The sequence below is a fragment of the Streptomyces sp. NPDC001153 genome, from assembly GCF_053598315.1.
Map to the genome: position 1 here is coordinate 53,177 of NZ_JBSFJZ010000042.1, position 12,385 is coordinate 65,561.

The 12,385-nt window shown below is 70.7% G+C and carries 10 protein-coding genes; 5 read left to right on the plus strand and 5 right to left on the minus strand.

From position 1 onward, the window contains the following. Positions 1-32: 32 nt before the first annotated feature. The 5 genes from ACWDEN_RS36520 to ACWDEN_RS36540 all read right to left on the minus strand — a co-directional run bounded on the left by ACWDEN_RS36520 (position 33) and on the right by ACWDEN_RS36540 (position 6,739). Positions 33-578 (minus strand): Pycsar system effector family protein, encoded by a 546-nt coding sequence (locus ACWDEN_RS36520; protein ID WP_351620440.1) that lies wholly within the window; start codon positions 576-578, stop codon positions 33-35. Then, a complete protein-coding gene (locus ACWDEN_RS36525; RefSeq protein ID WP_351620443.1) occupies positions 575-2,185 on the minus strand; it encodes a hypothetical protein in 1,611 nt (536 codons plus the stop codon). The genes ACWDEN_RS36520 and ACWDEN_RS36525 overlap by 4 nt, the downstream gene beginning before the upstream one ends. Before the next feature lie 21 nt (positions 2,186-2,206). Then, the gene (locus tag ACWDEN_RS36530) at positions 2,207-4,420 is read right to left on the minus strand and encodes a hypothetical protein (RefSeq protein WP_351620446.1); all 2,214 of its coding nucleotides are present in this window, start codon (positions 4,418-4,420) and stop codon (positions 2,207-2,209) included. After that, the gene (locus ACWDEN_RS36535; RefSeq protein WP_450862217.1) at positions 4,417-5,322 is read right to left on the minus strand and encodes a hypothetical protein; all 906 of its coding nucleotides are present in this window, start codon (positions 5,320-5,322) and stop codon (positions 4,417-4,419) included. The genes ACWDEN_RS36530 and ACWDEN_RS36535 overlap by 4 nt, the downstream gene beginning before the upstream one ends. Before the next feature lie 622 nt (positions 5,323-5,944). After that, positions 5,945-6,739, minus strand: coding sequence for a Crp/Fnr family transcriptional regulator (locus ACWDEN_RS36540; RefSeq protein WP_450862219.1), 795 nt, complete (start codon positions 6,737-6,739; stop codon positions 5,945-5,947). Between the two features lie 456 nt (positions 6,740-7,195). Here ACWDEN_RS36540 and rpsL point away from each other — a divergent pair, with 456 nt between their 5' ends. The 5 genes from rpsL (at position 7,196) to ACWDEN_RS36565 (ending at position 12,383) form a co-directional block, all read left to right on the plus strand. Further along, on the plus strand, positions 7,196-7,567 hold the full coding sequence (rpsL, locus tag ACWDEN_RS36545; RefSeq protein WP_003948652.1) for a 30S ribosomal protein S12: 372 nt from the start codon (positions 7,196-7,198) through the stop codon (positions 7,565-7,567). Between the two features lie 2 nt (positions 7,568-7,569). After that, positions 7,570-8,040, plus strand: coding sequence for a 30S ribosomal protein S7 (gene rpsG, locus ACWDEN_RS36550; protein WP_055706461.1), 471 nt, complete (start codon positions 7,570-7,572; stop codon positions 8,038-8,040). A gap of 39 nt (positions 8,041-8,079) precedes the next feature. After that, complete coding sequence (gene fusA, locus ACWDEN_RS36555; protein ID WP_450862221.1) at positions 8,080-10,206, plus strand: elongation factor G; 2,127 nt, start codon at positions 8,080-8,082, stop codon at positions 10,204-10,206. A 156-nt stretch (positions 10,207-10,362) separates the two neighbouring features. Beyond that, entirely contained in the window at positions 10,363-11,556 is a 1,194-nt protein-coding gene (gene tuf / locus ACWDEN_RS36560) for an elongation factor Tu (RefSeq protein ID WP_351618223.1), read from the plus strand. Between the two features lie 146 nt (positions 11,557-11,702). Beyond that, complete coding sequence (locus ACWDEN_RS36565; protein ID WP_450862223.1) at positions 11,703-12,383, plus strand: serine/arginine repetitive matrix protein 2; 681 nt, start codon at positions 11,703-11,705, stop codon at positions 12,381-12,383. Positions 12,384-12,385 lie beyond the last annotated feature (2 nt).

Consider the following 12,385-nt stretch of genomic DNA (forward strand, 5'->3'; position numbering starts at 1 on the left):
CGTGCGGGTGGGGACGGCTGCGGACGGGCGGATCAGCCGATCAGCAGGGATGCGGGCAGCAGGACCGTGCCGGCGCAGAAGGCGATGAGCCCGGTGCGGATCCACTGGTGCTTGCGTGTGGCGATCCGGCTGTTCTCGGTCAGGGCACGGGCCAGCCCGGCCGTGGGGTGGTGCTCGGTGTCGGCGAGAGCGGTGTCCAACCGGCCCTGCCGGACGGCCTGTTGGATGTCACCGAAGTACGACAGCGGTTCCCCGGGCGTCCAGGTGCCCAGCTGGTAGCGGGGCAGTACCGCGAGCAGCAGGGCGAACAGCGAGAGCAGGAGCGACAGGGCCCCCGCCCACCACACGACCGTGCCAAGCGCGGAGAGGGTGGACGGGGTCCAGTTGCGTCCGGCGACCAGACCGCTGAACACACCGGCGGTCATCCCGAGCGCGGCGACCAGGACGGAGGCCTTGTTGTCGGCGTGGGCGATCTCGTGCCGTGTCTCGGCGAGCAGCCGCTCGCACAGCCGCGCGGCAGCGGCGGGGACGTCCGGGGCGCCCGGTGCGCCGGGGGGATCCGGGGCCGTGGCCGTCATGGAGCGCTCCCGTCGCCGTCCTCGTCGCCGGGTGCGACCGGCGCCTTGATGTCGTCCGGTTCCGCCGTGGCGCGCGCATCCGGCACCGTCGGCGTCGTGCCGTACCCGGGCGGCGGCTGCCAGGCCGGGGGCGGCGGGGCGTAGGCGGGCTGGGGCGGCGGGGGCGGAGCGGCGGGGGTGCCGTACGGCCCCGGCATTCCCGGCGGCGGCAGGAAGGGGGGCGCGCCCGTGGCCGGCGGACCGAAAGGCGCTGCCTGAGCCGCTGCCGGCGGCGCCGGCGGGCTGAAGGGGCCCGTCGGAGCTGCCGGCGGCGCCGGGGGAGCCGTAGGTGCCGGAGACGGGGGAGGGCCGGAGGGCTGCCCCTCGGGGGCCGGCGGCGGTGGTGTTCCCCCCGGCGCCCCCGGCTGCGGGGCCGGCGTCGGCTGTGCCGGTGGGCCGTAGCCGGATCCGTCGGGCACCGGCGGGCCGTAGCCGGTGCCCCCCGGCAGCAGGGGCGGGTTCTGCGGGACTCCCGGGAGGCGCTGGTTGAGGATGTCGCTGACCGTGCGGAGAGCCAGTTGCTTGGGTCCCTCCAGCTCGTAGCTCTCGGCCGTGTCGCCGCTCAGCAGCTGCTTCACCAGGTCCATCTGGGCCTGGATCATGCGCAGTTGGTCCTCGCGCATGCTGGACATCACCAGCTGGGAGTCCTCGGGGTGCTGGGCGAGGTGGAGCGCCCAGGCGTGCACGCCGCCCTGCTGAAGGTGGTACTGGTAGAACGCGATCTTCTGGGCCTCGATCTGCTGCAACTCGATCTGCTGGCGGCCCTGTTGCAGGGCGAGCTCGTGCTGCTGCCCGCCGGCGAGCATGGCCTGCTCGTGCTGCCAGTGCTGCTGCCGCAGAAGCAGCTCGTGCTGCTGGGTGCCGTACGCGACGGCCCGCTCGATCTGCAGGGCGTCCTGCTGACGCAGCCTGCGGTCCACCTCGACGTCGACCTCCATGCCCCGCTGGGCCGCGTGGACCTGCTCGGTGGCGGAGTGGTCGATGGCCCGCAGCCGCTGCTGGTGCTCGATGTCGGCCTGGTCGCGCTTGAGCCGCAGGGTCCAGGTGACCTGGAGTCCCGCGGTCGCGCCCAGCGGCCCCAGCACGGTCACCGCCTCCAGCAGCTTCCGCTCGGCCGACGCGCTGTCCGCGACCTGGAAGCCCCGGGACACCGGCCGTGCGGCCTGCTGGAGTTCGCCGAGCACCAGGGCGGGCACGTCCCGGTGGCCGCTCGCCACGAACCGGGCCGGGTCCAGCACCTGCCAGGACAGCTCGACCTCGGCGGTGAACTCGAAGGCGTCGTTGTCGCTCGGCAGCGCGAGGGTCGTGGTGTAGGGATGGACCCCCATGTCCACCTCGTAGACGGCGGAATAGCGCTTGGCCGTGATCTCGGCGCGCGTCGGCCGCTGCGGCGGCAGATAGGCCTCGTAGGAGCCCTTGGGGGTGGAGAAGACGAGTGCGTGGTCGATGCGGACCAGGGACCGGAAGTTGAACTCGAAGCGGGACAGCTGCCGCACGGTGAGCACCGGGTCGACCAGCTGGGTGTGCCGGTCGGCGGGCTGCTGCCACTCGGGTCGGAAGGAGGGCATGGCGTGTCGTCCAGGGGTAGGTCAGCGGGTGGGACGTGGGTCGGTGTGGAGCGCGGTCAGCAGGCGGTCGGTGACCTCGGGCGGGGGAGTGCCGTCCTCGCCCGGCATGGTGCGCAGCAGGTGGTTCAGCCGCTCGTGCTCGGTGGCCGTGGTGACGAGCCTGGGCAGCAGCGCGGCCAGGGCCCACTCGACGGCCGTCGACCGGTCGGCGATGAGCACCCAGGTGCGCAGGACCTGCAGGGCCTGCCGGGTGGCGCGCGGATCGCCCAGCGCGGCCCGCCACAGGAACGGCACGCCCTGCGCGGCGGGCCCGCCGTCGGCGGCCGCGCGGGCGAACCAGCCGAGGACGAGAGGAAGGCCGTACCGCTCGTCGTCCTCGGTGTGCCGGCATGCCCCGACGAAGCCGCTCAGCGCCAGGTCCCGCACGGCATGGTCGTCGGCCAGGTGCTCGCGCAGCTCGTCGAGGACGCGGTCGCTCGCCGCCGACAGCAGCAACAGCTCCACGGACTCGGCCAGTTCCCGCGCCAGTTCGCCGTCGATGTCGTCCGGGGTGTCCGCGTACAGGCGCCGTACGGCCCCGCGCAGGGCGGCCAGTGCCTGCTCCGGTCGCTCCGCCCCGATCAACCCGTAGGCCCTTACGGCCACCCAGCGCAGCCTCGGGTCGTCGCCCTCGCACCAGGTGTCCAGGATGCGCGGGACGTTGGGTGTGCCGACCAGGTGGGACAGGGCGAGCGCGTTGACCGCCACGAGCCGCTGCCGGTACCGCTTGGAGGTCGCCCACGGCTGGATGACCAGCGCCATCGCGGACGGCAGGTCGGTGCGGGCGAGGACGGCCGCGGTGGAGGCGGCCCGGGTGCGCACCAGCGGGCGGCCGTCGTCCGCGAGCCGGCGCAGCCAGGCGACCAGCGCGGGCCGGGCGGAGGGGTGGCCGGTCCACACCTCGCGCAGCAGCACCAGGGAGGCGCGTTCGTCGCGGAACGCGGCCTTCTGCTGGTCGACCGGGCCCCACTCGGTGTGCTCGGGCTCCCCGTAGATGCGCGCCCGCGCCAGTTGCAGCCGCTTGCCGACGTGCGTGCCGAAGACGGGGACCTCGGGGACGCGGGCCGGGTTCTCGGTCTCCTGGAGGAACCGGTAGAGCAGGTCGCTCAGTTCGGCGGTGAGCGCGTAGGGTCCGCCGTCGAAGGCGGCGAGCGCGACGAGGAAGGCCTTGTCCCGCAGGTGGAGTTCGGACTCCTCCGCCTCGAACCACTCCTGGACCTGGTTCTCCAGGGACACCAGCGAGAACTGTCCTACGGCGTCCTCGGCGGCCTCTCCGGTCGCGTACCGGGCGAGGAGCCGGGCGAACGCGGCGGCCTCGCGCGGCTGGTGACTGCGCTGCAGGAATTCGGTCACCGGCGGCAGGCCGAGCATCTTCCCAGCCGTCTCCTGGTCGGTGCGGGCGCTCAGCTGAGCCGCGAGCACGTCGGCCGCGGCCGGCGGGCGCCACTCCTCGGCGGTCACGTCGTCCAGCGCGGCGCCGGGATCGAGGGTGACGACGAGGTAGGCGTCCCGCTCGGTGAGGCGTTCGCGGGCGGCGAGCAGATGCGTCCAGCGCAGCGGCCGGTCGCGGCGCGGGGCGAGGTCGCACAGGACATGGCCGCGGGCCTTCGGCTCGCCCCGCTCACCGCCGAGCCGCTCGGCGAGGCTGTCGGCGGTGGTGTCGCTGACCAGGGTGCGCACGGGCAGGGCACCCAGGCGGCGCAGCAGCATCAGGGCGGCCGTGCGCCGGCCGGTGAAGCGGCCGCCGGACAGCACCAGGACCCGGTCGTCGCGCAGCCGGCGCAGCAGGCGGTCCATCAGCCGTTCGTCGGCCGCGAAACCGCGCTCCAGCTCCTCCAGGGTGGCCTCGGGCACCTCGCCGGAGGGAGGGGCGGCGGCCCCGGACGCGGCGAGCTGGTAGACCTCCGTCCTGCCGCCCAGGAAGACGTCCCCGGTGAAGTGGCCGCCGCTGATGCCGCCGTGCTGGTCGCCGCCGAGCAGACCGCCGCTGAAGCGGGCGCGGGCGCCGACGTTCATGCTGCGGGGGCTGTGGTCGACCAGGTCGCGCCGCGCCGACCAGGCGGTCTGCGGCTGGTCCCGCTCCTCGGACTCGCCCGCGTCCGCGGCGCCTTCGGGCGGTCTGGGCTCGTCCGGGGCCGGCTCGTTCCCCGCTGCGGCCGCCGGGCGGGGCGGGGCCTGCGCCTCGGGTGTGCTCACGCGGTCTCACCCCGCCCGCGCCCGCCGTCCTTGCCGGGTTCGCCGAAGACGACGTCGCCGGTGAAGTGGCCGCCGCTGATGCCGCCGAACTGGTTGCCGCCGATCAGCCCGCCGGTGAAGCTGCCGCCGTGGACGTTGATGACCGGGCCCGGGGCCGGGGCTCCCCCTGATCCGGCCGGCGCCGGGCCGTCCTCGGCGGGGGCAGCGGGCGTGCGCGGTGCCGGGCGGTCCCCCGAACCGCCCGGCACCTCCCCCTCCCCCGTGTCACGGTGGTCCTCCTGACAGTCCTGCTGCTGGTCCTCCTGCCGGTCCTCCTGCCGGTCCAGGCCGGCGGGCAGCGGCCCGTGCAGCCAGGCCTTCAGCGGGCCGTTCTTGCTGCCCACCGTCACCGGGCGGAACTCGGCCGCGGGAATGCCCGGGTGGTCGTGGCGCACCACGCCCGCGTACAGGGCGTCCGAGACGCACAGCGCGAAGTCGTCGGACCGCTCGCGCAGGGCGTCGCGCAACAGGCCGGCGTCGAGCAGGCGGCAGGCGTGGTTCAGATCGGAGCCGACCCAGCCGTCGAGTTCGTCCACGGCGACATAGCCGGTGGCGACGACACCGCGCAGCCGGATCTGGGCCGAGCGGGACGCCATGCGGTTGACGGCGTGCAGCTCGGCCGGGACCTCCTTGAGCAGGACGCGCAGCAGCGTCGTGACCGAGGCGTTCGCATCGATGAGTGCCAGGACCGCGTCCCCGCGGTCGGCGCGCAACCGCTGGGTCTCGTCGATGCCGGCGCGTTCCAGGGTGCGGTCGGTGATGTCGTAGAGCATGCGCCGCAGATAGGCCTGCTCCACGTCGTCTCGGTGGCTGAACCTCTCGATGTCCAGCAGCAGGATCGTACGGCTCACGGGGTCGGTCATCGTCGCCTCTCGGGGGGGTCCGCCGTGCAGGACAGCAGAGTGGCCGCACCGCGGCGGCGGCCGTGAGGGCGGATGACGCAGTCGAAGTGTGACCGTGTGCACAGAGTGACCCGGGGGGCCGCCGTCACCCTTCGGGGGCTCGGTCCCTCTCGGGTGACCGTGGTGGCCGGCGCCGCTCTTCGGGAGCCGGTCCCTTTGGGGTGGCCGCCGTCGCTCTTCGGGGTCCGGGGGCAGCAGTGATGGCCGGCGTCGCTCTCCGGGCGGCCGTGGGGGCAGCCGTCCGTCCCTGGGACGGCCCGGCCCCGAGGCCCCCTGCCAGGCCGGCACCGCGCTGCGTCTGTCACCCATCTGGCGGCGCCGGCGGCTGCTGTGACCGTCCTGCGGTTGTCGCCGTCCCTGCGGTGCCGGTGACTGCTGCCACGGTCCTGCGGCTGTCACCCTTCTGGCGGTGCCGGTGACCGGTGTCGCACCCTGCGGTCCTGGATGACTGCTGGAACCGTCCTGCGGCCGTCACCCTCCTGAGGCCGCTCCGATGAACGCTGGCGCCTTGCCAGCGGCCCCGCTGCCCGCCGTCACGCGCCCGCGATGCCCGCCGTCACCCCCACGCCCGCGATGCCCGCCGTCACCCCCCGTCCGGCGGTCCCGGCGGTGACGGAATCCACGGGGCGCCCGGGGCGCCCGGGGCGCCCGGGGCGGAGGTGGAGGCCGCGGCCGCTATTCGGCGCAGCACGTCGGGGCGGTGGATGAGCAGGGCCCGGCGGCCCGTGGTGACCGCGTGTTTGTCGCGCAGCTCCTTCAGCAGGCGCTGGACCATCTCGCGGGAGGCACCCACCGAGCCCGCAAGCTCCTGTTTGCTCAGGGGGACGGAGACCTCGATGCCCTCCTCGGTGCGGCGGCCGTGCGTGCGGGCCAGGTCCAGCAGCAGGACGGCGAGCCGCTCGCGCACGTTCATGGAGGCGAACTCCAGGCGGCGCCGGTCGGCCGCCCGGGTGCGGTCGGCGGTGAGGCCCAGCAGGGCGAACGACGCGGCGGGGGAGCGGCGCAGGAAGTCCCGGAACCGCTCGTGCTCCACGGCCAGCGAGCGCACCGGCTCCAGCGCGGTCACCGTGGCCGAACGCGGCCGCCCGGTGAGCGCCGCCGACTCGCCGACGATGTCACCGGGGCCGCGCAGCGCGAGCAGCGCCTCGTATCCGTTGGCGGCCGCCGCGGTCACCTTGGTCCAGCCCTGCACGAGAAAGAGCACATGGGAGGAGGGCTCGTGCTGGTGGATCAGCACCATGCGGGCGGTGAAGGCCAGCTCCCGGCCGAGGGCGAGCAGCACCTCCCGGTCCTCGGTTTCCAGCCGGGCCAGGAAGGGCACCCGGTCGTCCAGGCCGCCGTCGTCCCGTGCAGACGCGGTCGTCCAAGTGCTCGCCATGCCGGCCCCCCGAATTGTTCACCCGCAGCGGACGGATCAACGTACTGAAAGCGCACCAGGCATATCCTCGGCAAGAGCGGAAACCGGCCAGGTACGGCCGGAGGGCACTTTCCGGCCTTCCGACCAGGCCTGACGCCGTTCGGTGGGCGGCTCGCGGCGGGCGCTGGACAACTGGGACGAATCCCGGCCGGCGAGGTGGGAAGTCCGGCGTGTCGGTGCTCGCTCCATTTGTTTTGACCGAAGTCCGTGAGGTAGGTACGCTCAGACCTTGTGCCTGGGGTGTGCCCTGGCTCTCGTGCGTGCCTTCAAACCGCATGGCGAGCTATGAGCGGCCACCGTAATCTGTGCTCTTTTCGCCTTGCGGCGGGAGTCCGCCGGATTCGACACACCCGACCGCGTGGGTCGGCGACGTTCCAGGTTAGCTGTACCCATCGGCACACAGAAACCGGAGAAGTAGTGCCTACGATCCAGCAGCTGGTCCGCAAGGGCCGGCAGGACAAGGTCGAGAAGAACAAGACGCCCGCACTCGAGGGCTCCCCTCAGCGTCGTGGCGTCTGCACGCGTGTGTTCACGACCACCCCGAAGAAGCCGAACTCGGCCCTCCGCAAGGTCGCGCGTGTGCGTCTGACCAGCGGCATCGAGGTCACCGCTTACATTCCGGGTGAGGGACACAACCTGCAGGAGCACTCCATCGTGCTCGTGCGCGGCGGCCGTGTGAAGGACCTGCCGGGTGTTCGCTACAAGATCATCCGCGGCTCTCTCGACACCCAGGGTGTCAAGAACCGCAAGCAGGCTCGCAGCCGTTACGGCGCCAAGAAGGAGAAGTAAGAATGCCTCGTAAGGGCCCCGCCCCGAAGCGCCCGGTCATCATCGACCCGGTCTACGGTTCTCCTCTGGTGACCTCCCTGATCAACAAGGTGCTGCTGAACGGCAAGCGCTCCACCGCCGAGCGCATCGTCTACGGCGCCATGGAGGGCCTGCGCGAGAAGACCGGCAACGACCCGGTCGTCACGCTCAAGCGCGCTCTCGAGAACATCAAGCCGACCCTCGAGGTCAAGTCCCGCCGTGTCGGTGGCGCCACCTACCAGGTCCCGGTCGAGGTCAAGCCCGGCCGTGCCAACACCCTGGCGCTGCGCTGGCTGGTCGGTTACTCCCGCGCCCGTCGCGAGAAGACCATGACCGAGCGTCTCCTCAACGAGCTTCTCGATGCCTCCAACGGCCTCGGTGCGGCCGTGAAGAAGCGCGAGGACACCCACAAGATGGCCGAGTCCAACAAGGCCTTCGCGCACTACCGCTGGTAGTCGCTACCCACATCGAGACCGAGAGAAGACTGAAGCCTTATGGCTACCACTTCACTTGACCTGGCCAAGGTGCGCAACATCGGCATCATGGCCCACATCGACGCGGGCAAGACGACCACCACCGAGCGGATCCTGTTCTACACCGGTGTGTCGTACAAGATCGGTGAGGTCCACGACGGCGCTGCCACCATGGACTGGATGGAGCAGGAGCAGGAGCGTGGCATCACGATCACCTCTGCTGCCACCACCTGCCACTGGCCGCTGGAGAACGTCGACCACACCATCAACATCATCGACACCCCGGGCCACGTCGACTTCACCGTCGAGGTGGAGCGCTCCCTGCGCGTGCTCGACGGTGCCGTGACGGTGTTCGACGGCGTCGCCGGCGTTGAGCCGCAGTCCGAGACCGTGTGGCGTCAGGCGGACCGCTACGGCGTTCCGCGTATCTGCTTCGTCAACAAGCTGGACCGGACCGGTGCCGAGTTCCACCGCTGCGTCGACATGATCTCTGACCGCCTCGGCGCTCAGCCGATCGTGATGCAGCTGCCGATCGGTGCCGAGGCCGACTTCAAGGGCGTCGTGGACCTGGTCCGCATGAAGGCGCTCGTGTGGTCCGCCGAGGCGACCAAGGGCGAGATGTACGACGTCGTCGACATCCCGGCCACGCACACCGAGGCGGCCGAGGAATGGCGCGGCAAGCTCCTCGAGGCCGTCGCCGAGAACGACGAGCAGCTGATGGAGCTGTACCTGGAGGGCGAGGAGCCCACCGAGGAGCAGCTCTACGCGGCGATCCGTCGTATCACCATCGCGTCCGGCAAGGGCACCGGCACCACCGTGACCCCGGTGTTCTGTGGCACCGCGTTCAAGAACAAGGGCGTCCAGCCCCTGCTCGACGCGGTCGTGCGCTACCTGCCTTCCCCGGTTGACATCGAGGCCATCGAGGGCCACGCGGTCAACAACCCGGAGGAGGTCGTCAAGCGCAAGCCGTCCGACGACGAGCCGCTGTCCGCGCTGGCGTTCAAGATCATGAGCGACCCGCACCTCGGCAAGCTCACCTTCGTCCGGGTCTACTCGGGCCGCCTGGAGTCCGGCTCTTCGGTGCTGAACTCCGTCAAGGGCAAGAAGGAGCGCATCGGCAAGATCTACCGCATGCACGCCAACAAGCGTGAGGAGATCGACTCGGTGGGCGCCGGCGACATCGTCGCCGTCATGGGCCTGAAGCAGACCACCACCGGTGAGACGCTGGCCGACGACAAGAACCCGGTCATCCTGGAGTCCATGGACTTCCCGGCGCCGGTCATCCAGGTCGCCATCGAGCCCAAGTCGAAGGGCGACCAGGAGAAGCTGGGCGTCGCGATCCAGCGCCTGGCCGAGGAGGACCCGTCCTTCCAGGTCCACTCGGACGAGGAGACCGGCCAGACCATCATCGGTGGTATGGGCGAGCTGCACCTCGAGGTGCTGGTCGACCGTATGCGCCGTGAGTTCAAGGTCGAGGCCAACGTCGGCAAGCCGCAGGTGGCCTACCGCGAGACGATCCGCAAGGCCGTCGAGCGCGTCGACTACACCCACAAGAAGCAGACCGGTGGTACCGGTCAGTTCGCGAAGGTGCAGATCGGCATCGAGCCGCTCGAGGGTGGCGACACCTCGTACGAGTTCGTGAACAAGGTGACCGGTGGTCGTATCCCGAAGGAGTACATCCCTTCGGTCGACGCCGGTGCGCAGGAGGCCATGCAGTTCGGCATCCTCGCCGGTTACGAGATGACCGGTGTCCGCGTGATCCTGCACGACGGTGCCTACCACGAGGTCGACTCCTCCGAGCTCGCCTTCAAGATCGCCGGTTCGCAGGCCTTCAAGGAGGCCGCGCGCAAGGCTTCGCCCGTGCTGCTCGAGCCGATGATGGCCGTCGAGGTCACCACGCCCGAGGACTACATGGGTGAGGTCATCGGTGACATCAACTCCCGCCGTGGCCAGATCCAGGCCATGGAGGAGCGGGCCGGTGCCCGCGTCGTGAAGGGCCTCGTGCCCCTCTCGGAGATGTTCGGTTACGTCGGCGACCTGCGCAGCAAGACGTCCGGCCGTGCGAGCTACTCCATGCAGTTCGACTCCTACGCCGAGGTTCCGCGGAACGTCGCCGAGGAGATCATCGCGAAGGCCAAGGGCGAGTAACGCACCGCGTTCACACGCCGTAGGCTTGACTCCGGAGCCTCAAGGGGCAAACAGCCGTAAACCCGGATGTTTGCCCCCGGTTCCGGGCCTTTACAGCAAAGATCACCTGGCGCCGATGAAGTAAGGCGTACAGAACCACTCCACAGGAGGACCCCAGTGGCGAAGGCGAAGTTCGAGCGGACTAAGCCGCACGTCAACATCGGCACCATCGGTCACATCGACCACGGTAAGACGACCCTCACGGCCGCCATTACCAAGGTGCTGCACGACGCGTACCCGGACCTGAACGAGGCCACCCCGTTCGACAACATCGACAAGGCGCCCGAGGAGCGCCAGCGCGGTATCACCATCTCCATCGCGCACGTCGAGTACCAGACCGAGGCGCGTCACTACGCCCACGTCGACTGCCCGGGTCACGCGGACTACATCAAGAACATGATCACGGGTGCGGCGCAGATGGACGGCGCCATCCTCGTGGTGGCCGCCACCGACGGCCCGATGCCGCAGACCAAGGAGCACGTGCTCCTGGCCCGCCAGGTCGGCGTTCCGTACATCGTCGTCGCCCTGAACAAGGCCGACATGGTGGACGACGAGGAGATCCTGGAGCTCGTCGAGCTCGAGGTCCGTGAGCTCCTCTCCGAGTACGAGTTCCCCGGCGACGACGTTCCGGTCGTCAAGGTCTCCGCTCTCAAGGCCCTCGAGGGCGAGAAGGAGTGGGTGGACTCCGTCCTCAACCTGATGGCCGCCGTCGACGAGTCGATCCCGCAGCCGGAGCGCGACGTCGACAAGCCGTTCCTGATGCCGATCGAGGACGTCTTCACGATCACCGGTCGCGGTACGGTCGTCACCGGCCGTATCGAGCGTGGTGTCCTGAAGGTCAACGAGACCGTCGACATCATCGGCATCAAGCCGGAGAAGACCAGCACCACGGTCACCGGCATCGAGATGTTCCGCAAGCTGCTCGACGAGGGCCAGGCCGGTGAGAACGTCGGTCTGCTGCTCCGCGGCATCAAGCGCGAGGACGTCGAGCGCGGCCAGGTCATCATCAAGCCGGGCTCGGTCACCCCGCACACCGAGTTCGAGGCCCAGGCCTACATCCTGTCCAAGGACGAGGGCGGCCGCCACACGCCGTTCTTCAACAACTACCGCCCGCAGTTCTACTTCCGTACGACGGACGTGACCGGCGTGGTGACCCTCCCCGAGGGCACCGAGATGGTCATGCCGGGTGACAACACCGAGATGAAGGTGGACCTCATCCAGCCCGTCGCCATGGAGGAGGGCCTGAAGTTCGCCATCCGCGAGGGTGGCCGCACCGTGGGCGCCGGCCAGGTCACCAAGATCGTCAAGTAAGTCCAGCTTGCTTGAGGGTCACCTGACCTGAGGTCTCTGACCTGGGAGAGGCCCGTACGACTCCGGTCGTACGGGCCTCTTCGTCGTTCCGGGGGGGCGGTTTTCACTGCACGCCTGCCGCAGCCATTGCCGTACGATGCGCCCTCGTGGCGATACAGAATCCGTACCCGTGGGGACCCCCGTACGGCGGTCCGCCGCCTCCGCCGGTGAACATCCCGGCGAAGGACCTGCGGCCCCGGCGCATCTGGTACGTGGTATCCGCGCTGCTGGGGCTTGTACTGGCCGGTGCCGGCGTCGCCTTCATCGTGGTGACGGTGAAGGACACCGTGGACTCGATCGACACCGCCCACAGCTTCTCCAGCGGTGACTCGCGGACGTTCGGCTTCGTCCGGGGGAAGACGAAGGCGATCTACGTCTCCCAGTCCGGGCAGGGCCATGTCGTCTGCCGGATCCCGCAGATGCGGTCCGGGTCGATGACCCAGCCGGACAGCACCTTCACCATCACCCTCGGTTCCCGCACCTGGGACCGCGTCCTCGAGGTGAAACCCGGCAGCAGCGGCGACTACACGCTCACCTGCACCTCCGAGCTGCCGGCCGAGTTCGCCCTGGGAGACAAGCCCCGGGTGGGGGCCACGATCGGGAGCATCGCCGCGGGGATCGCCTGCTTCCTCGCCGCGGTCGCCACCACCGCCACCATCGTCATCGTCACCGCTGTCCGACGCGGTCGGCACCGGCGCCGGCTGGCCGCCGCGTCGGCCCCGCCACCGCAGTGGGGTCCACCGCCCTCCGGACCTACGGCGTGGCCCCCGGCCGGGCCGGTGTCCTGACA

Bases quoted from the DNA above. Each gene is read 5' to 3' on its own strand.
- ACWDEN_RS36520 (WP_351620440.1), bottom strand. From the start codon at position 578: ATGACGGCCACGGCCCCGGATCCCCCCGGCGCACCGGGCGCCCCGGAC.
- ACWDEN_RS36525 (WP_351620443.1), bottom strand. From the start codon at position 2,185: ATGCCCTCCTTCCGACCCGAGTGGCAGCAGCCCGCCGACCGGCACACC.
- ACWDEN_RS36535 (WP_450862217.1), bottom strand. From the start codon at position 5,322: ATGACCGACCCCGTGAGCCGTACGATCCTGCTGCTGGACATCGAGAGG.
- ACWDEN_RS36540 (WP_450862219.1), bottom strand. From the start codon at position 6,739: ATGGCGAGCACTTGGACGACCGCGTCTGCACGGGACGACGGCGGCCTG.
- rpsG (WP_055706461.1), top strand. From the start codon at position 7,570: ATGCCTCGTAAGGGCCCCGCCCCGAAGCGCCCGGTCATCATCGACCCG.
- fusA (WP_450862221.1), top strand. From the start codon at position 8,080: ATGGCTACCACTTCACTTGACCTGGCCAAGGTGCGCAACATCGGCATC.